This window comes from Neisseria sp. Marseille-Q2251, assembly GCF_940793045.1.
Taxonomy (GTDB): Bacteria; Pseudomonadota; Gammaproteobacteria; order Burkholderiales; family Neisseriaceae; genus Neisseria.
This window is the reverse complement of record NZ_CALNWV010000017.1, coordinates 23,085-45,266: the sequence shown is the minus strand read 5'-3', so window position 1 is coordinate 45,266 and position 22,182 is coordinate 23,085. Positions and strand designations below refer to the sequence as shown.

General features: G+C 51.3%; 25 protein-coding genes. 15 read left to right on the top strand and 10 right to left on the bottom strand.

Annotation, left to right across the window (positions count from 1 at the left end; all coding sequences use genetic code 11):
- A partial coding sequence (locus AAG834_RS07650) for a transposase (protein WP_203026490.1) occupies nucleotides 1-233 on the top strand: 233 nt, incomplete at its 5' end.
- A 32-nt stretch (nucleotides 234-265) separates the two neighbouring features.
- Nucleotides 266-1,147 carry a pentapeptide repeat-containing protein gene (locus AAG834_RS07645; RefSeq protein ID WP_342031767.1) on the top strand — a complete coding sequence of 294 codons (882 nt, stop codon included), beginning with the start codon at nucleotides 266-268 and terminating at the stop codon, nucleotides 1,145-1,147.
- A gap of 1,121 nt (nucleotides 1,148-2,268) precedes the next feature.
- Here AAG834_RS07645 and AAG834_RS07640 read toward each other — a convergent pair.
- Nucleotides 2,269-2,790, bottom strand: coding sequence for a thioredoxin family protein (locus tag AAG834_RS07640; RefSeq protein ID WP_342031766.1), 522 nt, complete (start codon nucleotides 2,788-2,790; stop codon nucleotides 2,269-2,271).
- Nucleotides 2,787-3,092: a hypothetical protein gene (locus AAG834_RS07635; protein WP_342031765.1), complete on the bottom strand. Its 306-nt coding sequence runs from the start codon at nucleotides 3,090-3,092 to the stop codon at nucleotides 2,787-2,789. The genes AAG834_RS07640 and AAG834_RS07635 overlap by 4 nt, the downstream gene beginning before the upstream one ends.
- Between AAG834_RS07635 and AAG834_RS07630 the strand changes: the two genes are divergently transcribed.
- Both AAG834_RS07630 and ruvC read left to right on the top strand, forming a co-directional pair.
- Nucleotides 3,091-4,623: a helicase HerA-like domain-containing protein gene (locus AAG834_RS07630; protein WP_311152506.1), complete on the top strand. Its 1,533-nt coding sequence runs from the start codon at nucleotides 3,091-3,093 to the stop codon at nucleotides 4,621-4,623. The two genes, AAG834_RS07635 and AAG834_RS07630, sit on opposite strands and share 2 nt — an antisense overlap.
- 267 nt (nucleotides 4,624-4,890) lie before the next feature.
- Entirely contained in the window at nucleotides 4,891-5,433 is a 543-nt protein-coding gene (gene ruvC, locus AAG834_RS07625; RefSeq protein ID WP_342031764.1) for a crossover junction endodeoxyribonuclease RuvC, read from the top strand.
- A gap of 171 nt (nucleotides 5,434-5,604) precedes the next feature.
- Here ruvC and apaG read toward each other — a convergent pair whose 3' ends face one another.
- From apaG to AAG834_RS07605, 4 genes are all read right to left on the bottom strand, one after another.
- Entirely contained in the window at nucleotides 5,605-5,973 is a 369-nt protein-coding gene (gene apaG, locus AAG834_RS07620) for a Co2+/Mg2+ efflux protein ApaG (protein WP_003759386.1), read from the bottom strand.
- 97 nt (nucleotides 5,974-6,070) lie between these two features.
- Nucleotides 6,071-6,559, bottom strand: coding sequence for a phosphatidylglycerophosphatase A (locus AAG834_RS07615; RefSeq protein ID WP_049230229.1), 489 nt, complete (start codon nucleotides 6,557-6,559; stop codon nucleotides 6,071-6,073).
- Entirely contained in the window at nucleotides 6,552-7,508 is a 957-nt protein-coding gene (gene thiL / locus AAG834_RS07610) for a thiamine-phosphate kinase (protein ID WP_342031763.1), read from the bottom strand. The genes AAG834_RS07615 and thiL overlap by 8 nt, the downstream gene beginning before the upstream one ends.
- Nucleotides 7,509-8,005: 497 nt before the next feature.
- Nucleotides 8,006-8,818 carry a competence/damage-inducible protein A gene (locus AAG834_RS07605; protein WP_342031762.1) on the bottom strand — a complete coding sequence of 271 codons (813 nt, stop codon included), beginning with the start codon at nucleotides 8,816-8,818 and terminating at the stop codon, nucleotides 8,006-8,008.
- Between the two features lie 68 nt (nucleotides 8,819-8,886).
- On the opposite strand from AAG834_RS07605, the gene AAG834_RS07600 reads away from it, so the two are divergent.
- The 4 genes from AAG834_RS07600 to AAG834_RS07585 all read left to right on the top strand — a co-directional run bounded on the left by AAG834_RS07600 (nucleotide 8,887) and on the right by AAG834_RS07585 (nucleotide 12,090).
- Nucleotides 8,887-9,405 carry a hypothetical protein gene (locus tag AAG834_RS07600; protein WP_070774970.1) on the top strand — a complete coding sequence of 173 codons (519 nt, stop codon included), beginning with the start codon at nucleotides 8,887-8,889 and terminating at the stop codon, nucleotides 9,403-9,405.
- A gap of 148 nt (nucleotides 9,406-9,553) precedes the next feature.
- The gene (argG, locus tag AAG834_RS07595) at nucleotides 9,554-10,897 is read left to right on the top strand and encodes an argininosuccinate synthase (protein ID WP_003765076.1); all 1,344 of its coding nucleotides are present in this window, start codon (nucleotides 9,554-9,556) and stop codon (nucleotides 10,895-10,897) included.
- A 98-nt stretch (nucleotides 10,898-10,995) separates the two neighbouring features.
- Nucleotides 10,996-11,445, top strand: a complete 450-nt coding sequence (locus tag AAG834_RS07590) for a DUF3290 family protein (RefSeq protein WP_009310859.1) — start codon at nucleotides 10,996-10,998, stop codon at nucleotides 11,443-11,445.
- A gap of 12 nt (nucleotides 11,446-11,457) precedes the next feature.
- On the top strand, nucleotides 11,458-12,090 hold the full coding sequence (locus AAG834_RS07585; RefSeq protein WP_070774973.1) for a DUF421 domain-containing protein: 633 nt from the start codon (nucleotides 11,458-11,460) through the stop codon (nucleotides 12,088-12,090).
- Nucleotides 12,091-12,287: 197 nt separating this feature from the next.
- On the opposite strand, the gene AAG834_RS07580 is transcribed toward AAG834_RS07585, so the two are convergent.
- From AAG834_RS07580 to AAG834_RS07565, 4 genes are all read right to left on the bottom strand, one after another.
- Entirely contained in the window at nucleotides 12,288-12,659 is a 372-nt protein-coding gene (locus tag AAG834_RS07580) for a DUF488 domain-containing protein (RefSeq protein WP_342031761.1), read from the bottom strand.
- Nucleotides 12,660-12,772: 113 nt separating this feature from the next.
- Complete coding sequence (locus AAG834_RS07575) at nucleotides 12,773-14,248, bottom strand: malate:quinone oxidoreductase (RefSeq protein WP_342031760.1); 1,476 nt, start codon at nucleotides 14,246-14,248, stop codon at nucleotides 12,773-12,775.
- A 375-nt stretch (nucleotides 14,249-14,623) separates the two neighbouring features.
- Nucleotides 14,624-15,211 (bottom strand): GNAT family N-acetyltransferase, encoded by a 588-nt coding sequence (locus AAG834_RS07570; protein WP_342031759.1) that lies wholly within the window; start codon nucleotides 15,209-15,211, stop codon nucleotides 14,624-14,626.
- Nucleotides 15,212-15,294: 83 nt separating this feature from the next.
- Nucleotides 15,295-15,885: a 5-formyltetrahydrofolate cyclo-ligase gene (locus AAG834_RS07565; protein WP_342031758.1), complete on the bottom strand. Its 591-nt coding sequence runs from the start codon at nucleotides 15,883-15,885 to the stop codon at nucleotides 15,295-15,297.
- A 77-nt stretch (nucleotides 15,886-15,962) separates the two neighbouring features.
- Between AAG834_RS07565 and AAG834_RS07560 the strand changes: the two genes are divergently transcribed.
- The 7 genes from AAG834_RS07560 to AAG834_RS07530 all read left to right on the top strand — a co-directional run bounded on the left by AAG834_RS07560 (nucleotide 15,963) and on the right by AAG834_RS07530 (nucleotide 22,150).
- A complete protein-coding gene (locus AAG834_RS07560; RefSeq protein ID WP_342031757.1) occupies nucleotides 15,963-16,205 on the top strand; it encodes a hypothetical protein in 243 nt (80 codons plus the stop codon).
- A gap of 171 nt (nucleotides 16,206-16,376) precedes the next feature.
- Complete coding sequence (rpsB, locus tag AAG834_RS07555) at nucleotides 16,377-17,105, top strand: 30S ribosomal protein S2 (RefSeq protein WP_003759405.1); 729 nt, start codon at nucleotides 16,377-16,379, stop codon at nucleotides 17,103-17,105.
- Nucleotides 17,106-17,228: 123 nt separating this feature from the next.
- Entirely contained in the window at nucleotides 17,229-18,083 is an 855-nt protein-coding gene (tsf, locus tag AAG834_RS07550) for a translation elongation factor Ts (protein ID WP_003765122.1), read from the top strand.
- Nucleotides 18,084-18,394: 311 nt separating this feature from the next.
- Nucleotides 18,395-19,114, top strand: coding sequence for a UMP kinase (gene pyrH, locus AAG834_RS07545; protein ID WP_003712995.1), 720 nt, complete (start codon nucleotides 18,395-18,397; stop codon nucleotides 19,112-19,114).
- Nucleotides 19,115-19,353: 239 nt separating this feature from the next.
- Nucleotides 19,354-20,895 carry a murein biosynthesis integral membrane protein MurJ gene (murJ, locus tag AAG834_RS07540; RefSeq protein ID WP_342031756.1) on the top strand — a complete coding sequence of 514 codons (1,542 nt, stop codon included), beginning with the start codon at nucleotides 19,354-19,356 and terminating at the stop codon, nucleotides 20,893-20,895.
- Nucleotides 20,896-21,000: 105 nt separating this feature from the next.
- Entirely contained in the window at nucleotides 21,001-21,351 is a 351-nt protein-coding gene (locus AAG834_RS07535; protein WP_342031755.1) for a helix-turn-helix domain-containing protein, read from the top strand.
- A 19-nt stretch (nucleotides 21,352-21,370) separates the two neighbouring features.
- Nucleotides 21,371-22,150 (top strand): IS3 family transposase, encoded by a 780-nt coding sequence (locus AAG834_RS07530; RefSeq protein ID WP_342031768.1) that lies wholly within the window; start codon nucleotides 21,371-21,373, stop codon nucleotides 22,148-22,150.
- Nucleotides 22,151-22,182 lie beyond the last annotated feature (32 nt).

Below are 22,182 nucleotides of genomic sequence, written 5' to 3'. Positions count from 1 at the left end.
CATTGACTCAAAAATCGGTGATTATTTTAGATAATGCGCGATTTCACCGTATGGGTGTCTTACGGGAAATGGCGGAAAAATGGGGACATAAGGTATTGCCTCTTGCACCTTATTCACCTGAGCTCAATCCGATTGAGAAGGTGTGGGCGAATATTAAGCGGTATCTGCGAACCGTATTGTCTGATTACGCCCGATTTGACGATGCGTTACTGTCCTATTTTGATTTTAATTGACTATAATAGCTACGATTTTAGATTATAGACGATTGAATGATTCAAAATTTAATGAACTGAAACAAAAAGCAGAAAGCCCTATGGGTGTTGCGTTAACTCAAGTGTTATTGAGTTTGAATCGGGAAAACACGAAACTTAATTTGCGGGATTTTCCTGAAATGCTGCCCAATATTTGTTTGGCTGGGATGAATTTTCATTTAAGTGGAGTAAGTGAAATTGCTAGGGATTTATCAGACTTGAATTTGAACGGAGCAGATTTTCGTGGAGCTATACTAACAGCAACTAAGTTTCAAAATAGTAAACTAAATCAAGCAAAATTGGATGGTGCCAACTTGTCGGAAGCTAAGTTACAAGATGCCGATTTGTGGGAGGCAGAGTTAGAAATCGCTGAATTATGTAAAGCCAAGTTATGTAATACCTGCTTGTCAAAAGTTAATTTACAAGGTGCTTGTTTAGCAGGAGCTGAATTACAAAATGTTAATCTAACATATGCCAATTTAACACAAACTGATTTGGCACAAACTGATTTACAAGGAGCTAATTTGAGTTATGCTAACCTACAACATGCTGATTTACGATTCACAAAGATGAGAGGTGCTAGCTTCCAAAAAGCTAATTTACAGAATGCTAAATTGAATGATGCTAACGCACAATATGCCAATTTCTCATATGCTGATTTAAAAGCATGTGACTTTAAATGGAAACAATTAAAAGATAATGAGGAGTTACTTTCAGCTATCATTACGATATATGATTTTGAAAAAAATATTTATCCTGATTGGAGAAAAGCGAATGATCCCGAATGGGCAGTATTGACGAAGGTTCAGCAAACAAAAGCAATGCAAAAATTCTGTAATGAAACAGGTATGCTGATTTTTGATAAAAGTGGAAGGCAAATAATGCCGCCTCCTTAGGAAAGTAAAACCTTACTTCAATCGTGATTTATCCCCTAAAGGTCGTCTGAAACTGAAAATTTGGTTTCAGACGACCTTTTCTTATAGTGGATTAACTTTAAACCAGTACGGCGTTGCCTCGCCTTGTCGTACTATCTGTACTGTCTGCGGCTTCGTCGCCTTGTCCTGATTTAAATTTAATCCACTATATAAACAAATCACGCCAAATACCCCGTCGCCGTCATTCCCGCGCAGGCGGGAATCCATTGGAAATTCTAAGAACCTGATGTTTGAAAAAACAGTTGCCGAGATTTAAAAGTAGATTCCCGCCTACGCGGGAATGACGGTAGCCGGACAGAAATCTATGTCAAGACGTGCAACCTGCCCCCTCTCCCGTCCGGCGGGAGAGGGTTGGGGAGAGGGTGGCTCGATGGGCTGCACGAATTTGATTTTGCCCAAAGTCGCAAAGCCATCAAGCCGCGAAGCCACCCCCATCCTAGCCTTCCCCCGCCGGACGGGGGAAGGAACAAGTTGCCGTTGCTGCACAACAAGTAGCGTGGGCTTTGCCCACGAAACTTGCTGTATGTTCATTCGAAGGATAGCTGTGTTTTTATTTATTTCGTGGGCAAAGCCCACGCTACTTGAGTTATCCCAAGCTTGCGTTGATTGAATAAACGAGGTCGTCTGAAAACCTGATTTTAAGGTTTTCAGACGACCTTTTTTAATAATCAAACCTCGGCAACCACCCCATCGCCGTCATTCCCGCGTAGGCGGGAATCCATTAATGAGATTAGGTTTTTTTGGATTGTTCTTAAGATTTCTGTTGCCGAAAAGTAGATTCCCGCCTGCGCGGGAATGACGGTAGCTGGGCAGAAATCTATGCCATAACGTGCAACCTGCTCCCTCTCCCGTCCGGCGGGAGAGGGCTGGGGAGAGGGGAGCTCTACGGGCTGCACGAATTTGATTTTCCCTCAAGCCGTAAAGCCACCCCCATCCTAACCTTCCCCCGCCGGACGGGGGAAGGAACAAGATTGCCTCTATGGAAAAAGGTCGTCTGAAAACAAAATCCATTTTCAGACGACCTCTCTTCATCACTCCGCAAAATCTCTAACTCTCAAACGGCGCAATCTCAAAAGGACAATTTACCGCAAGCCGTTTGCGTCCAGCCATTTTTCCAAGTCTTCGGCGCTGATTTTGCCGCCGTTTTCTTCCAAGTCGAGCTTGTTGACTTGTTTGCCTTTGCTGTATTTCGCTAGGACGGGTGTGCCGCCGAGTTTGTATTGTTGGCGGAACGCGGTCCATGCTTCTTTGTCTTGGTGCAGGCGGTGGACGTTGACGAAGTAGATTTTGCCGTTCAGGTTGCGGCTGGCGATGTAGCGTTTGAACATGGGCTCGAAGGCGTTGCAGTCGCCGCAGCTTGGTCTGCCGATGTAGGCGTAAACGGTGTCTCCGTTGGCGACGCGTTTTTGGAAGCTTTCGACGGTCAGGCTGTCGAGGTGGAAGTAGATGTCGGAATAGGTGTCTTCCAGCCGCTTGGTGTTTTCGGCGGAAAGGCGCACGGCGGTTTGCGCTTCGGACAGGCTGTTTTTCAGGGCTTCGGTTTCTCGGTCGGCGGCGCAGGAACACAAGAGCAGCGCGGCGGTCAGGACAGGCAGGATTTTCATGATTCGGCTCCTTGGTTGCGATAAGGAAAGTATACGCTTTTCGCAGCGGCGGGGTCGTCTGAAACTTGGGAAACGGTTTTTTTCAGACGACCTTTTGATGTATGGCAATGGGCGGGCGAAGTGGCGTTGTGTAGCGTGGGCTTTGTCCGCGATGAGTTGGGGGAGGGCGTCGGTTTGCTGCGGGTTGAAGCCATCCCCTGCAAAACGGTAGAATGACGGCAGTTTGGCAGACGGTTTGCGCCGATATTTGGGCGCGCCGTTCCTATATCGATATAAACCATCCAATCAAAGGAAACCTTCATGACGACATTCCCCATCGCGCGCGCGGGCGATAAGACACTTGAAATCCAAGGCAAAATGGCGAACCGCCACGGCTTGATCGCCGGTGCGACCGGTACGGGTAAAACCGTAACCTTGCGCCGTATGGCGGAAGCCTTCAGCAGCGAGGGTGTTCCCGTATTTTTGGTTGACGTCAAAGGCGATTTGTCGGGCATCGCGCAAGCGGGTGCCGCCAGCGGCAAGGTGGGCGAACGCATTGCCGAGTTTGGTTTGGGCGAGCAATGGCTGCAAAGTTTCCCCGTGCGCTTTTGGGATGTTTACGGCGAAACCGGCATTCCGGTGCGCGTAACCGTTTCGGAAATGGGCCCGCTGCTGCTGGCGCGTTTGATGAATTTGAACGATACGCAGGAAGGTTTGTTGAACCTTGTGTTCAAAGTTGCCGACGACAAAGGCTGGCACATTCTGGATTTGAAAGACCTGCGCAGTATGCTGAAACACGTTTCCGACCACGCTTCGGAATACCGCACGCAATACGGCAACGTCTCCGCCGCCAGTATCGGCGCGATTCAGCGGCAGCTTTTAACGCTGGAGAATGAAGGTGCGGAAAAATTCTTCGGCGAGCCGTCGCTCAACCTGCAAGATTGGATGCAGACAGACAACGGCAAAGGCGTTATCAACGTCCTCAATTCGGAAAAACTGATGCGCTCGCCGCGTATGTACAGCGCGTTTTTGCTGTGGATGTTGGCGGAGTTGTTTGAAACCCTGCCCGAAGTCGGCGATTTGGACAAACCGAAATTCGTGATGTTCTTCGACGAAGCGCATTTGATGTTCGACAACGCCGCCAATGCGCTGGTGGAGCAGGTTGAGCAAGTTGTGCGCCTGATCCGTTCCAAAGGCGTGGGCGTGTATTTCGTGACCCAAAACCCGCTCGATTTGCCCGACACCATCCTTGGGCAGCTCGGCAACCGCGTGCAACACGCCCTGCGCGCCTTCACGCCGCGCGACCAGAAAGCGGTTAAAGCCGCTGCCGAAACCTTCCGCAGCAACCCGAATATCAAAGTTGCCGAAGCGATTGCGGAACTGGGCGTCGGCGAAGCACTCGTTTCTTTCCTCGACGAAAAAGGCATGCCGGAGCCGGTAGAGCGCGCGCTTGTCCTGCCGCCGCAATCCGCCTTGACCCCGCTTGCCGCCGAAGAGCGCAACCGCTTGTTCCAAAACGATGATTTGTATCCGACCTATAAAGACATGGTGGACAACTATTCCGCCTTTGAAGCCTTAGCCGAAGCCGACAGTCAGGTTGCGGCGGAGAAAGAGGCGGCAGCAGCGGCAAAAGAGCAGGAGAAAGCGCAAAAAGCCGCTGAAAAAGAAGCCGCCAATGCCGATCCCGGCATACTCGGCGGACTACTCGGCGGCTTGAGCGGCGGACGTAAAAAGTCAGGGCAGGGCTTGGGTTACAACGTCGCCGACGCCATCGGCAGCCAAATCAACCGCCAAGTGACCAATGCCATCTCCCGCAGCGTGATGGGCATCATTAAAAATATGTTTAAAAAATAAGGCGTAAAAAGAAGGCAAAGGTCGTCTGAAAGCCTGACAATCGGTTTTCAGACGACCTTTTATAGTGGATTAACTTTAAACCAGTACGGCGTTGCCTCGCCTTAGCTCAAAGAGAACGATTCTCTAAGGTGCTGAAGCACCAAGTGAATCGGTTCCGTACTATCTGTACTGTCTGCGGCTTCGTCGCCTTGTCCTGATTTTTGTTAATCCACTATATGTTGAAGGGACAGGATGTGTTGATTGACGATATGGGAATAAGAAACTGAGATGACTGTACAAAAAAGCGTCCGTATTTTGGGCATAGACCCCGGCAGTCGGGTGACCGGTTTCGGCGTGATCGACGTATGCGGCAGAGAACATTTTTATGTGGCTTCAGGCTGTATCAAAACGCCGCCGAATGCACCGTTGGCGGAGCGTATCGCCGTGATTGCGCGGCATATCAAGGAGATTGTGCGGCAATACCGCCCGCATCAGGCGGCGGTGGAGCAGGTGTTTGTCAATGTGAATCCGGCGTCCACGCTGATGCTGGGGCAGGCGCGCGGGGCGGCATTGGCGGTGTTGGTGATGGAAGACTTGCCTGTGTTTGAATATACGGCTTTGCAGGTCAAGCAGGCTGTGGTCGGGAAGGGCAAGGCGGCGAAAGAGCAAGTGCAGCATATGGTGGTGCAGATGCTGTCACTGTCGGGTACGCCGCAATCGGACGCCGCCGACGGACTCGCCATCGCGCTGACACACGCTTTACGCAATCACGGCTTGGCGGCGCAGTTGGGCAAAGGGCAGATGCAGGTGAAACGGGGGCGTTTCCAATAAGATGCGACATGGCATTGCTTTGGTATAGTGGATTAAATTTAAATCAGGACAAGGCGAGGCAACGCCGTACTGGTTTAAAGTTAATCCACTATAAAAAAAGGTCGTCTGAAAGCCCCTTAATCTTTCAGACGACCTTTGGTTTTCCCGATCTGTATTGTTTTTGCTCGGTGTTTATTGCAGGGTGAAGCCTGCTTTGAATTCCAGCTTCGGTACGCCGACGATAAAGCGTTCGCCGATGCTGTCTTCAAACTCGTATGCGCCTTCGATGCTGCCCCATGGGGTGCAGAGTTGAGAGCCGCTGTTGTACTCATAAGCCTCGCCCGGATAAAGGACCGGCTGTTCTTCAATCAGACCGGAATGACCTACCGGCTCGGTCGCTCCGTGTCCGTCGGTGATTTCCCAGAAACGCTGGCGCAGCGTGATGACATCGTTGCTGCGGTTGCAGATGGTAATCACATAGTTGAAGGCATAGCGGTCACGATAGACATCGCTTTGACCCGCAACGTAGCGTGGTTGAACATTAATTTCGATTTCGTTCATTTTTTGTTATCCCGTAATAGTGTTTGTTTTGTTTGTACCGATGTTTTCGATGTGTGTCCGAAAGTTTTATGGTTTCGGATAAGTGTGTTAAAAATAATCAGATAATCCAAGCGGCAATGCCTAAAACGATCAAAGTCATGATGGCGGCGATGATATCGTCCAACATAATGCCGAATCCGCCGTGTACGTGCCGGTCAAACCATTTGATCGGCCAAGGTTTGATCGAATCAAACAAGCGGAACAGAATAAATGCCGCCAGCCACCAATTCCATTTAAAAGGCACAAAAGCCAGAATCAGAAGCATCGCCACCATTTCGTCCCAAACGATACCGCCGTAGTCTTGGATGCCGAGCGCCTTTTCGGTGTGGTTGCAGATGCGGATGCCCCACATAAACAGGGCGACACACAAAAAAGCCAGAATCCAGCCGTCGATACCGATTAAAACCAAGAGAAATGCTATCGGCAGCGCCGCCATCGTTCCGAATGTGCCGGGCGCGACAGGCGCGAGACCGCTGCCGAATCCGAATGCCAGAAGGCATAACGGGCGCTGCTTCAACCAGTCAAAAGTAGGTTTAAATTCAGCCAAAGTGATCAAATCCTAATGAAGTCAGTTTTAATTCGCCGCCATTGGAATCTATTATTTTCAGACGACCTGTATTATTTATTTTCCCGATGGGCGTTACTGCTACGCCGCATTGTCCGGCTATTGTCTGAATCTCGCTGCGCCGGCATTCGGGGGCGGTGAAAACCAGTTCGTAATCATCGCCGCCTGCCAGTGCGCAAGAGAGCCAGCTTTCGTGCGGTAAGACGTTTTTCAATTCTTCTAAAACCGGCAGCGCATTTGCCGAGATTTCCGCTCCGACCGATGACGCAGTCAAAATGTGACCGAGGTCTTGTGCCAGACCGTCCGAAATATCTTGAGCGGCATGGGCAATGGGCAGAAGCGCCTGTCCCAATCCCACTCTAGGCTCCGGACGGAGCAGCTTGTCATGGCAGCGGTCGAACAAATCGGGTGGTAGTGTGTGTGTGTTCAGGCGGCAGTTTAAAGCGGCTGCTGCTGATCCGATTTGACCCGATACCCAAATATCGTCGCCGTCTTTCGCGGCATCGCGCCGTAGGGCTTGTCCTTGCGGAAGCTCGCCGATAATGGTGACGTTGAATACCAAATCGCCTTTGGTCGTGTCGCCACCGATTAGGGTAATGCCGAAGCGCTGTGCCAAACTGAAAAAGCTGTCACAAAAACGTTTCAGCCAATTTTCGTCCAATTCGGGCAATCCGGCACTTAATAACACCCATTTCGGGGTTGCACCCATCGCGGCCATATCGGATATATTGACAGCAAGCATTTTCCATGCCAAATCTTCCGGAGCGGTGTCAGAAAAAAAATGTCTGTCTTTTAACAGCATGTCCGCGCTAAAACATAAATCAAATCCGTGACTTGGGCGGATAATCGCGGCATCGTCGCCAATTCCCAAAATTAAACCGCTGCTTTTCTGTTTTTGCAAATATTGTCTGATAAAGTCAAATTCCGTCATATATTGCACGCAAAGTGATAAAGAGTATTATTAATCGAAATAGAATTTTCGATAGATGAATAATGTATATTTATACAATATATATGTTAATTAATGTAATAAATTGCATTAAACGGTAATGTAATCGAGTGGATCGCAAAAGTAAATAAGATTTTTTAGTCTAAATGATAAAGGTCAAAAAACGTGCTTCTATCAAAATGATTCCCTTCGGAGACAAAAAAGTGCTTCAAAAAAGAGCATCAAGCCGCGAAAGAGGAGACTGATATAGTGGATTAACTTTAAATCAGGACAAGGCGACGAAGCCGCAGACAGTACAGATAGTACGGAACCGATTCACTTGGTGCTTCAGCACCTTAGAGAATCGTTCTCTTTGAGCTAAGGCGAGGCAACGCCGTACTGGTTTAAAGTTAATCCACTATATATCAGGATATCGAGGTCGTCTGAAAAAGCCGTTTTAGGTTTTTCAGACGACCTTTTTATCAAAGCAGGGTAGGGAGTTAAACAGGCGTATCTTTCAACTCCGCGCCCAAATCCTTCAGGCGCTGCAATACTTCAGCCCATGCTTTGTCCAAATCGCGGCACGCCCCGCCTTCCGCTTTGATGCCGAACTCGATATGCGGTTTGACCGCCGTTCCGTCCGCATTTTGCCAGCCGACGCTGGGCAGACTGTAAGAGCGCACGCCCGGGTAGGTGCGTTCGATGTATTCCATAATCGGTGCGACGCGCGATTCGGGTTGTCCGAATATATACACGCTGCGGCTGCCGCGTTCGGTTTGGTTGAAGCGGTCGGCGTAATAAGTATCCAAAACCCATTCCGCCATCGGGTGTGCCATCACGGGGAAGCCGGGGAAGAAATAATGTTCGCGAATGGAAAATCCGGCGATGTTGTTGAACGGGTTGGGCACAAGTTCCGCGCCTGCGGGGAAATCCGCCATTTTCAGGCGCTGGGCGTGTTCGGGAGCGTCAAGCGGTTCGCCGCGTTTAAGGGTAACGGCTTCGATGAACTTGGCGGCTTCGGGATGGCGGACGACGGGCAAATCCAAAGCGGCGGCGGCCGCTTGACGGGTGTGGTCGTCGGGCGTGGAGCCGATGCCACCGGTAACGAAAGTCGGCAGATCGTCTGAAAAGCTTCGGCGCAGTTGTTTGACCAGCAAATCGGGTTCGTCGGGCAGGTATTGCACCTGATTGAGTTTCAGCCCGCGTGATTCCAGCAGGGATTTGAAAAAGGCGAAATGCTTGTCTTGGCGGCTGCCGTGCAGGATTTCGTCGCCGATGATGATGAGGTTGAACAAATGCTGTCGGTCTTTCATAATCTTTCTTCTCGGAGGTCGTCTGAAAATGTCCGGACGCTTCCAAAGGGTTAAACAAAAGGAAAATCATGCACGAATATCGTTTGAAACAACCGAAAAACCTGCTTGACCGTTTGGAAAGTGTCTTCTTTGCCGTCTTCGGCTTGGGTTTGATACTGATGGAACGGCGCATTGCACTAGGCTTAACTCTCTTTGCCTTTACCGCATGGTCGCTGTGGCGTGACTTTTATAAACGCAGCCGCGAAATCGTATTTTCAGAAGAAGGGATTTGTAAAATCAGCCGCGAAGGCACGCAAACACTGCCTTTAGAGGATTTTTGCGGTGTAGCGGTATTTACTGATACGAAACGAAGCAGAATCATTAATATCTACCGGATTGCGCTCGTCCCCAAGCAGCCGTACGATACGCCGCTGACGGTATATACCGCAGTACAGTCGTTTACTCGTCTACCGGCTTTACCCCCGGAGTCCGTAAATTACATCCGCCATCGGATTGCCGAATGCACAGGCTTGCAGGATTTCGGCGATATCGGCTCGGCGACCTTGTCGGAGCTGTATGCAAAATGCTGTTTTTTAAATCAAGATTGACATAGGTCGTCTGAAAACCGAAATCCGTTTTCAGACGACCTATTTGGTTTACTCGGCTGGATTGTCGGCAATATTTATTAGATAATAAACCTAATTTTACGAAAAGGGGCGGTTGCGTCCATTTATTTTTAGTCCAAAGGATTCCCCCATGAGCCAAAACAATACTATCCTGCAACACCTCCCCGTCGGTCAAAAAGTCGGCATCGCCTTCTCCGGCGGCCTCGATACCTCCGCCGCGCTGTTGTGGATGAAACTCAAAGGCGCGCTGCCTTATGCCTACACTGCCAATCTCGGTCAGCCCGACGAAGACGACTACAACGCCATCCCCAAAAAAGCGATGGAATACGGTGCGGAAAACGCCCGCTTAATCGACTGCCGCGCGCAGTTGGCACATGAGGGCATCGCCGCCATCCAATGCGGCGCGTTCCACGTTTCCACCGGCGGCATCGCCTACTTCAACACCACGCCTTTGGGCCGCGCCGTTACCGGCACCATGCTCGTTTCCGCCATGAAGGAAGACGACGTCAACATCTGGGGCGACGGCAGCACCTACAAAGGCAACGACATCGAGCGTTTCTACCGTTACGGCCTCTTGACCAATCCCGCGCTGAAAATCTACAAACCTTGGCTCGACCAACAATTTATCGACGAACTCGGCGGCCGTCACGAAATGAGCGAATTTCTGATTGCCAACGGCTTCAACTACAAAATGTCGGTTGAAAAAGCCTACTCCACCGACTCCAACATGCTCGGCGCGACGCATGAAGCCAAAGATTTGGAATTTCTCAACAGCGGCATCAAAATCGTCAAACCCATCATGGGCGTTGCCTTCTGGGACGAAAACGTCGAAGTCAAACCCGAAGAAGTCAGCGTGCGCTTTGAAGAAGGCGTACCGGTCGCATTGAACGGCAAAGAATACGCCGACCCCGTCGAACTCTTCCTCGAAGCCAACCGCATCGGCGGCCGTCACGGTTTGGGCATGAGCGACCAAATCGAAAACCGCATCATCGAAGCCAAATCGCGCGGCATCTACGAAGCCCCGGGCATGGCATTGTTCCACATCGCCTACGAACGCTTGGTGACCGGCATCCACAACGAAGACACCATCGAACAATACCGCATCAACGGCCTGCGCCTCGGCCGCCTGCTCTACCAAGGCCGCTGGTTCGACAGCCAAGCCCTCATGTTGCGCGAAACCGCCCAACGCTGGGTCGCCAAAGCCATTACCGGCGAAGTAACCCTCGAATTGCGCCGTGGCAACGACTACTCGATTCTGAACACCGAATCGCCCAACCTGACCTACCAACCCGAACGCCTGAGCATGGAAAAAGTCGAAGACGCCGCGTTCACCCCGCTCGACCGCATCGGCCAGCTCACCATGCGCAACCTCGACATCACCGACACCCGCGCCAAACTGGGTATCTACTCGCAAAGCGGCTTGTTGTCGCTGGGCGAGGGCTCGGTATTGCCACAGTTGGGCAATAAGAAATAAAGCAGCCCAGCCATTTTGAACTGTTTCAAACGGGAAAGGTCGTCTGAAATTCAGTTTTCAGACGACCCTTCTATTTTTTCCTCAAATCATTTGAAATCATGAAATTCTTCACACACTTTTATCTTGAAAACCATATGTATTTCAACGACTACTTGAAATACGTCCTGATTTTCGCCGCGCTCGTCGTCCTACTGCTCGCCGTATCGCAATACCTGCGCCACCGCATGGACACCAAATACCGCGACCTGAGCATCATTGCCCTGCTTCTGCTCATCCTCATCAGCGGCATTCAATATCTCTCATACAGCGAACGCCAAAACTTCGCTGCCGACACCTCGCGCATGGTTGGGTTTCTCAATGCTTTGATTGAAAACCAAAAAGTGGAAAAACCCGACATCAGCGTCAACAGCACGCACCTATACAACGGCATGATCGTCGGCATCAAAAACCAATACTACGAAGTCCATTTCAATCAAGACTTCTCCGCCTACACCCTGACCCCCATCAATCTGGTCAACAACAACATCGAACTTATCGACAAAGAATAACAGGACACACTCATGGAAGCATACTCCCTCCTTGCCCTCAAACTCCTTATGGGAATTTTAGGTTTGGTTTTGCAAATCAACCTTTTAGGTAAAGGCAACCTCGCCCCCACCTCCGCCATGGATCAAGTGCAAAACTATGTTCTCGGCGGCATCATCGGCGGCGTGATTTACAGCGACAGCGTCGGGCTTTTACAGTTTTTCCTCGTGCTGATTTTGTGGACGCTGTTGGTCTTGAGTCTGAAATTCATCAAAAACCACAACCACTGGGTCAAATCCGTGATTGACGGCAAATCCGTCTGGGTCATCGTCAACGGCGAAATCCAAACCGAAGAATGTATGAAAAACGGCATCAGCGCACATGACCTGATGTTTAAGCTCCGTGCCGCCGGCATCTACGAAATCTCTGCCGTCAAACGCGCCGTCATGGAGCAAAACGGCCAGCTCGCCGTCATTCAGTACGGCGACGAAAGCCTGCGTTACCCCCTGATTACCGACGGGCAAATCGACCATGACATCTTAGAAATCATCAAGCGCGACGACGAGTGGCTGAAGCAGGAACTTGACCGCCTCCATCTTGATGCCTCGAAAGTCTATATCGGCGAATACATCGACGGGAAATTGGTGGCACACCCTTATCCTTCTTAATTTATAGTGGATTAAATTTAAATCAGGACAAGGCGACGAAGCCGCAGACAGTACAGATAGTACGGCAAGGCGAGGCAACGCCGTACTGGTTTAAAGTTAATCCACTATAAAAAAAACAAAGGTCGTCTGAAACCTAGACTGGATTTCAGACGACCTTTTTGCATCAACCCCAAATGACGCAGGTCTTGCTGTTTTTGTTAATCGCGATATTCAAACGACGTCCCCAAAAACTGCTCTAAGGCAGAAACATGGGAATGATGCGGGTTTTTGACGGCAGTCAGCAGTAAAACGCTGCCGTGTTGCCGTTCCAACTCCAAGAGCTGCCTAATGGCGGTTTGTTCGGTATCGCCGTGCAGCTCCTCATGGTAACGGCTGACGAAACCGTCAAAATGTTCAGCCGGATTCTCATGATACCAGCGGCGCAGGTTTGCACTGGGGGTGATGTCTTTGAGCCAGAGCGCCGTAGCAAAGACCTCTTTGCGGATGCCACGCGGATAGAGGCGGTCGATAAAGACTGCGGTTTGTTCGGGGTCGGGCCGGTATGCGTAAATGCGCTGTACGATAAACATGTTTGCTTGTTTCCAATGGATTCAGGTCGTCTGAATGTTCAGACGACCTGATGTTTTATTTTAATAGTTTGAAAAAAGACAGGCAGGAACGCCCACCTTGCAGTTTATCTGCCTCAAGCGTAATGGATGCCCAAGACTTTGGCGTTGTGGCTGATGATTTCTTCGGCGAGCTGCGGGTTGTCGTTGAGCTTGATGCCGAAGCCGGGAACAAGCTCTTTCAGACGACCTTCCCATGAGGAAATGCGGCTTGGGAAGCATTGGTGGATGAGCTTGATCATCAAGGGTACGGCGGTTGATGCGCCGGGGGATGCGCCCAAGAGTGCGGCGAGCGAGCCGTCAGCGTGGGCGACGATTTCGGTGCCAAATTGGAGGACGCCGCCTTTTTCAGGGTCTTTTTTGATGATTTGAACGCGTTGTCCTGCGGTGATGAGTTCCCAGTCGTCAGGGTTTGCTTCGGGGTAGTATTCCAGCAGGGAGGCGAAGCGTTCTTCTTTGGTTTTGCGCAATTCGCCCAAGAGGTATTTGGTCAGGGGCATATTTGCCCAGCCGGCGCGCAGCATGGGGTAGAGGTTGTCCAAGTGGATGGACAGGGGTAAATCCATGAGCGAACCTTGTTTGAGGAAGTTGGAGCGGAAGCCTGCGTAAGGGCCGAACATGAGGTGGCGTTTGCCGTCCACGTTGCGGGTGTCGAGGTGCGGGACAGACATGGGCGGCGCGCCGACGGAGGCTTGTCCGTACACTTTGGCGTTGTGCTGCGCGGCGGTTTCGGGATTGCTGTTGCGGAAGAACAGTCCGGAAACGGGGAAGCCGCCGTAGCCTTTGCCTTCGGGGATGCCGGATTTTTGCAGCAGGGTCAGTGCGCCGCCGCCTGCGCCGAGGAAGAGGAAGCGGGTGCGGAGGGTGAGCTGTCCGTCGGGGTTGCGGGTATCGCTGGTTTTGAGTACCCATGCGCCGTCGGATTCGCGTTTGATGTCGTCGACGTGGCGGTTGAACTCGGTTTTGACGCCTTTTTCGCGCAGGTATTGCACTATTTGGCGGGTCAGGCTGCCGAAATCGACGTCCGTGCCTTCGGCGGAGTAGTTGGCGGCGACGGGTTGGCCTTCTTTACGGCCGTTGATGACCAGCGGCGCCCATTCGGCGATTTTGGCGCGGTCGGTGGAGAATTCCATCCGTTCAAAGAGTTTTTGGGATTTGAAGGCGTCGAAACGTTTTTGCAGGTAGTCGCAATGGTCGGTGTTCATGACCAGCGACATATGCGGGACGGTATGGATGAAGGAGTTGTCGGTGATTTTGCCTTCTTCGACAAGCGATGACCAGAACTGGCGGCTGATGTGGAATTGTTCGGCAATATTGAGGGCGCGGGTCGGGTCGATGGTGCCGTCTGCGCCGAGCGGGGCGTAATTGAGTTCGCATAACGCGGAATGCCCTGTGCCGGCGTTGTTCCAAGCGTTTGACGATTCCAACGCTACGTCTTCCAAGCGTTCGATAAGGGTGATTTCCCAAGACGGTTCGAGTTCTTTGAGCAAAACGCCCAAAGTCGCGCTCATAATGCCTCCACCCACCAAGACAACATCTGTTGCTTCAGCCATGGTTGTACTCCTAGAAACAGGCATATCCTGCCTTTATGATTATCCGTTGTATTACGAACGCCTGTTTCGGCGGTAAAACCTGCTGGCGCGGTGTTTTTGGCGTGGAAGATTGCGCGCGGGTTTTACGTTTTGAACCGATGTTAAACCGTTCATAATATGTTATTGAGAATTTAGTGGATTTTTCTGAGAATTGCAAAGATTTTCTGTTTGGATTTACATAAACGCGGTTTGAAAAGGTCGTCTGAAACATTCAGATGACCTTTATTTATCAGGGTATTGGCGGTGTCACACCTTATTTCATTAATTTTTTAAAGACTTCAGATTGTCAGCAAGATGGACGTGTTTTGATGAAAAAATGAAGAAGAAAACGTTTTTTCAGGACGCGTCATAAGCTGCCGCTTTTTTGAGCAGTTTTACCCTTGCCTGCGGCCATTCTTCGCGCAATAGGCTGTATTCCACCGTATCGCGCACGCTGCCGTCTTTGCGCAGCTTGTGGCAGCGCAAGATGCCGTCTTGGTGTGCGCCCAGGCGTTCGATGGCGCGTTGGGAGGCGGTGTTGAGGTTGTCGGTCTGCCAGCAGACGCAGCGGCAATTCAAAGTGTCGAAGACGTAGTCGAGCAACATGATTTTGCAGGCGGTATTGATGCGCGTGCGCCGTGCCGACAGGGCGTACCATGTGAAACCGATGTAGAGGCGTGGGATGGCGGGGTCGATGTGGTAAAGCGAAGTCGAGCCGACGATTTTGCCTGTGTCTTCGTCGATGACGGCAAAGGCAAGGCGGGTTTGCGTGGCGGTGCGGATGTAGTCCGCCACTTGGTCAGGTTCGGGTGCGGTGGTTACGTTCAGCTTCCAAACTTCGCCGTCGCAAACTGCTTCGCGCAAACCAGCTTCGTGTGCCGCCGTCAAAGGTTCGAGACGGACGCGGTCGAAGGACAAAACTGGAGCGGATGAGAAATCAGTCATGGGGTTTCCTTTGTATTTAATGGTTTGAGTTTTCAGACGACCTTTTATAGTGTCTTAAACGGGGGTCGTCTGAAAACTATTGGTCAATGATGTTTGAACACCAGCACGCCCGACTCCGATACAAACCCGTCCAGCGGCAGATCGTGCGGTTCGTGCGGCAGCGTGTCAACCAGTTGGCAATCGAAGCCTACGCCTATGGTTTTTGCCTGTAAACGGTATTTCATCGCCGCGAGCGTGGCGTCGTAATAGCCGCCAGCCTGCCCCAAGCGGTAGCCCTCGCGGTCTATGCCGACAATCGGGACGAACAATATCGATAAACCGTGTACGCGGATTTTGCGCCCTGCAAACTGTGGTACGTTCAACTTCGCCCTGCCGCGTTTGCGCTCCTGTTTCGCTCCGTCGTCAGGGTAGGGCGTGAACCACATCCGCCGCGAACGCGGTTCGATATAAGGCAGATAGAGTTTGGCGCCGCGTTTTTGCGCTGCTCGGACAAAGCCGTTCAGCCGCAGCTCGCTGCCCATCGGCCAATACACGCCGATCTTTCGCCCCTTCTTGATATAACGTTTGAGCAGGCGGTTAACCGTTTGCCCCGCCGCCAACCGCCCTTGATGCCCCATCTGCGCGCGGGCGCGGCGCAATTCTCGGCGCAGGGCGTGTTTTTCCTCATTCCTCATTTCAGACGACCTTTTGAGTGTTGTTGTAGAATACGGCGATTATAAACGCTCCGTTAACATCAAAACAGGATTCCGCCATGTGGCATATTGTCCTTATCGGCTACCTCTTCGTCGCCGTCATGTATTCCGCCGCGCAACCGAGCATTGCGCGTGCGCTGATTTATTTGGTTTTTTGGGCAGTATTGCCCGTCGCGTTTACCGTTTTCACCGTCACCATCCGCCGCCGCAACCGCCTGATGAAGCAGCAGGAAAAGGAAGCATTCGAACAAAGCCGCCGCACAGCCGGACAAGAAGGCGGCAAACACGACGGCAGTGCATAAAATCCCTTTTCAGACGACCCCTTATCCGCTATAATCCGTCAGTTTTCCATTTCGGAAACGCACTTTTTTAAAACTTATGCCCACTTTCGCCGAAGGGTGCTTGACAATAGGCGCAGCCTATCAAGTTCTATGCGATTGAATGTGTGCTCTTAACCCTTTCAAGGAAATAAAATGTCTCAAATTACTATGCGTCAGATGATTGAAGCCGGCGTTCACTTCGGCCACCAAACCCGTTTCTGGAACCCGAAAATGGCACAATACATTTTCGGTGCGCGCAACAAAATCCACATCGTAAACCTGGAAAAAACCCTGCCGATGTTCCAAGAAGCGCAAGAAGCCGTACGCCGTCTGGTTGCCAACAAAGGCACCGTGCTGTTCGTCGGCACCAAACGCCAGGCGCGTGAAATCATCCGCGAAGAAGCTACCCGCGCCGGTATGCCTTTCGTCGATCACCGTTGGTTGGGCGGTATGCTGACCAACTACAAAACCGTTAAGCAATCCATCAAACGCCTGGAAGAAAAAACCGCTGCTTTGGAAAACGCTGCCGAAGGCGGTTTCAACAAAAAAGAAATTCTGGAAATGCAACGCGACGTTGAAAAACTGGAACGTTCTTTGGGCGGTATCAAAAACATGAAAGGCCTGCCTGACGCGATTTTCGTTATCGACACCGGCTACCAAAAAGGTACTCTGGTCGAGGCTGAAAAACTGGGCATCCCCGTTATCGCCGTAGTCGATACCAACAACAGCCCTGACGGCGTGAAATATGTTATCCCCGGTAACGATGACTCCGCCAAAGCCATCCGCCTCTACTGCCGCGGCATCGCCGACGCAGTTTTGGAAGGCAAAAACCAAGCGCTGCAAGAAACCGTAGCTGCTGCCCAAGAAGCTGCCGCCGAGTAATCCGGCAAACCGAAGAGGGGCGTTATGCCCCTTTTCTCAAATCCCGTTCTGAAAAGCCTTTTCAGACGACCCCATTCCCAAACACGGATACCCCGTGTTTCCCCAAAATCTAGGAGATTCAAAATGGCAGAAATTACTGCAAAAATGGTTGCCGACCTGCGCGCCGCTACCGGCCTGGGCATGATGGAATGCAAAAAAGCCTTGGTTGAAGCCGAAGGCAACTTCGAAAAAGCCGAAGAAATCCTGCGCATCAAATCCGGCGCGAAAGCCGGCAAACTGGCTGGCCGTACCGCTGCCGAAGGCGTATTGGCTTACGCCATCAACGGCAATGTCGGTGCATTGGTTGAAGTAAACTGCGAAACCGACTTCGTTGCCAAAGACGCAGGCTTCGTAGAATTCGCCAACTTCGTTGCGAAAACCGCTGCCGAGAAAAAACCGGCTACCGTTGAAGAACTGAGCGAACTGGTTGAAGCAGAACGCAAAGCCATCATCGCCAAATTGGGCGAGAACATGTCTGTCCGCCGCTTCCAAGTGATCGACACCGCCAACCAACTGGTTGCCTACATCCACGGTGCATTGGCTACCGAAGGCGTATTGGTTGAGTTCAAAGGTTCTGAAGACGTAGCGCGTAAAATCGGTATGCACATCGTTGCCGCTAAGCCGCAATGCGTAACCGAAGCCGAAGTAGATGCCGAAACCATCGAAAAAGAACGCCACATCTACACCGAGCAAGCCATCGCTTCCGGCAAACCTGCCGACATCGCCGCTAAAATGGTTGAAGGCCGTATCCGCAAATTCTTGGCTGAAATCACTCTGAACGGTCAAGCATTCGTGATGAACCCTGACCAAACCGTTGCCCAATTCGCTAAAGAAAACGGTACCGAAGTTATCAGCTTCGTACGTTACAAAGTAGGCGACGGTATCGAAAAAGCCGTTGTCGACTACGCAGCCGAAGTTGCCGCTGCTGCTAAAGTGTAAGGCAGAGATGAAAAAGAAAGCACCTGGATTCCAAACGAATCAGGGTGCTTTTTTTTGAGAGCTACACTGTTTAGAATACTGTTGGAAATAGAATATTTCATCATAATCAACACATAATAATTTATCCAAACCCATACACCCACGGAAAACGCGTTACCCTGTCAGCCAAACATCCGGAAAGGTCGTCTGAAAAATCAGACGCCCTTTCCCCGAATTGAAGCAGCGCCACAGGATGAACTGAACATTTGGAATGAATGGTCGGTTCGTTCTGAATAATCAGCGCTATCCACCCAAAGAAAGCAAGGTATCCCATGACACAGCAAATCAAATACAAACGCGTATTACTGAAACTCTCTGGCGAATCCCTGATGGGTTCCGATCCTTTCGGCATCAACCACGACACCATCGTCCAAACCGTCGGTGAAATCGCCGAAGTCGTCAAAATGGGCGTACAAGTCGGCATCGTTGTCGGCGGCGGCAACATCTTCCGCGGCGTATCCGCCCAAGCAGGCAGCATGGACCGCGCCACCGCCGACTACATGGGCATGATGGCGACCGTGATGAACGCGTTGGCACTCAAAGACGCATTTGAAACCCTCGGCATCAAAGCGCGCGTACAATCTGCGCTTTCCATGCAGCAAATCGCCGAAACCTACGCCCGCCCCAAAGCCATCCAATACCTTGAAGAAGGCAAAGTCGTCATCTTCGCCGCCGGTACCGGCAACCCGTTCTTCACCACCGACACCGCCGCCGCCCTGCGCGGAGCAGAAATGAACTGCGACGTCATGCTCAAAGCCACCAACGTGGACGGCGTTTATACCGCAGACCCGAAAAAAGACCCGTCCGCGACGCGCTACGAAACCATCACCTTTGACGAAGCTTTGAACAAAAACCTCAAAGTCATGGACGCGACCGCCTTCGCCCTCTGCCGCGAACGCAAACTCAACATCGTCGTCTTCGGCATCGCCAAACAAGGCTCGCTCAAACGCGTCATTACCGGCGAAGACGAAGGCACGCTGGTTCACTGCTGATTCCCATCGGGTAATGTATTGAAGTGATTTGATAAGGTAAAAGGTCGTCTGAAAACCTGAAACTGGGTTTTCAGACGACCTTTTGGATGGTTGGGCAACATAAGAATCAGGCAGTGAAGCAAAGTTTTTGCATCTACTCTACATTTGCCCGTCTGGAGACTGAGTTGCCTAGATTTGCATATTCTGTCGTACAATACGCGCTTTCAGACGACGTTTGGGCTTTTGAAGGAATAAAACGGATGAATTTGTTAGGGGCTTTGGCCAAGGTCGGCAGCTTGACGATGGTGTCGCGCATACTTGGATTTGTGCGCGATACGGTAATTGCCCGAGCGTTTGGTGCAGGTATGGCGACCGACGCCTTTTTTGTGGCGTTCAAACTGCCGAACCTGCTGCGCCGCGTATTTGCGGAAGGGGCGTTTGCACAGGCTTTCGTGCCGATTTTGGCGGAATATAAGGAAACGCGTTCGAAAGAGGCGACGGAGGCGTTTATCCGCCATGTGGCGGGGATGCTGTCGTTTGTCCTGGTGATTGTTACCGCGCTGGGTATTCTTGCCGCGCCTTGGGTGATTTGGGCTTCCGCGCCCGGCTTTGCCAAGGATGCGGACAAATTCCAGCTTTCCATCGATTTGCTGCGGATTACGTTTCCTTATATCTTATTGATTTCGTTGTCTTCCTTTGTCGGTTCGATACTGAATTCTTATCATAAGTTCAGCATTCCTGCGTTTACGCCGACGTTTTTGAATATTTCTTTTATCGTCTTTTCGCTGTATTTCATACCCTATTTTGATCCGCCCGTTACCGCGCTGGCTTGGGCAGTTTTTGTCGGCGGGATTTTGCAGCTCGGCTTCCAACTGCCTTGGTTGGCGAAACTGGGCTTTTTGAAACTGCCTAAGCTGAATTTTCAAGATAGGGCAGTCAATCGCGTGATGAAACAGATGGCGCCTGCGATTTTGGGCGTGAGCGTGGCGCAGATTTCTTTGGTGATCAACACGATTTTTGCTTCTTATCTGCAATCGGGCAGCGTTTCGTGGATGTATTACGCCGACCGCCTGATGGAGCTGCCCAGCGGCGTTTTGGGGGCTGCGCTCGGTACGATTTTGCTGCCGACTTTGTCCAAACATGCGGCCAATCAGAATACGGAGCAGTTTTCCGGCCTGCTCGACTGGGGTTTGCGCCTGTGTATGCTGCTGACCCTGCCGGCGGCGGTCGGTCTGGCGGTGTTGTCGTTTCCGTTGGTGGCGACGCTGTTCATGTACCGAGAATTCACGCTGTTTGACGCGCAGATGACGCAACATGCGCTGATTGCCTATTCTTTCGGTTTAATCGGCTTAATCATGATTAAAGTGTTGGCACCTGGTTTCTATGCGCGGCAAAACATCAAAACGCCGGTCAAAATTGCCATCTTTACGCTCGTTTGCACGCAGTTGATGAACCTTGCCTTTATCGGCCCTCTGAAACACGTCGGGCTTTCGCTTGCCATCGGTTTGGGCGCGTGTATCAATGCGGGATTGTTGTTTTACCTGTTGCGCAAACATGGTATTTACCAACCCGGTAAAGGGTGGGGGAGTTTTCTGGGTAAAATGCTGCTGTCGCTTGTCGTGATGGGTGGCGGATTGTGGGCGGCGCAGGCTTATCTGCCGTTTGAGTGGGTGCATGTCGGCGGTTTACATAAAGCTGGTCAGTTGTGCATTCTGGTGGCGATAGGTGCCGGTTTGTATTTCGTTTCGCTGGCTGCTCTGGGTTTCCGACCGAGGGATTTCAAACGGGTGGAAACTCGCTAGAGGCTGTTAAGACGTAAAAGAGGTCGTCTGAAAACCTATATCCAAGGTGAACTGCACCCCAAAAGTTGGACACCCCCCCTCCAACTTACAAGGTGCAGTTTTTTTATGACCAAATATACATTACACTTCAAATACCAAGCCGTACTCTACTACCTGCATATACGCAGCCAACAGCGTACCGCAGACCACTACGGCATCTCCCGAACCCACCTGCGGCGATGGATACGCGCCTATCAGGAAGGCGGCATCGGCGCACTCGAACATCCCCAATCCAAAACCATGCCCCAACACCACAAAAACCCCTTCATCGCCGACAAACCCGACAACGAAAAAACACAGGCAGAGCTTATCGAAGAGTTGTGCTATATGCGCGCAGAGGTTGCCTACCTAAAGGAGTTAAAAGCCCTCAGCCAAAAGCGGACCGAAAAGGACAAAGCCAAACCGTCCAAACACTGAGGGCGCAACACCCGCTCAAATACCTGCTGCACATCGCACACCTGCCAAAAGCAGCTTTTACTACCACCACCAAGACCGACCCGACCCCGACGCAGCCGACAAAGCCCTCCTTGTCGAAACCTACCGGCGGCATAAAGGACGCTACGGGCAAAGGCGCATTGCCGCAGCATTGGGTTGGAACCGCAAAAAAGCAGCGCGGCTGATGAGGCAGCTAGGACTGAAAGCCCTCATACGGGCGAAAAAAGCCTACCGCCATCCCGCCATGGGCGAGATATCGGAACACCTCCTCAAACGCCTATTCACAGCCGAAAAGCCCAACGAGAAATGGCTGACCGACGTGACCGAACTCAAAGGAAAGGACGGCAAACTGTACCTCTCGCCAATCTTGGACCTGTTCAACCGAGAAATCGTCGCCTACGCCATGAGCCGCAATGCTAACAGCGAAATGGTGAAGGAAATGCTCGAAAAAGCCGCACCCCGGCTGACCGGCGAAGGAACGATGCTTCATTCGGACCAAGGCGTGCTGTACCGTACGGCGGGATATAGGGAATTGCTTGCGGAGCATTCCATGGTTCAAAGCATGTCGCGAAAGGCGAATTGTTGGGACAATGCACCGATGGAAAGCTTCTTTGCGGTGTTGAAGACAGAGTGTTTCTATAACGCAGGTGAATTGACGGTGGACGAATTGATGAAGCAGATAGATGACTATATGGATTACTACAACCGGGAGCGTTGCAGTTTGAAATTGAAAAAGCTGAGTCCTGTCGCATACAGAACCCAGCTTGCACAGAGTGCCTGAATAGGCTTTTATGAGTGTCCAAGATTTGGGGG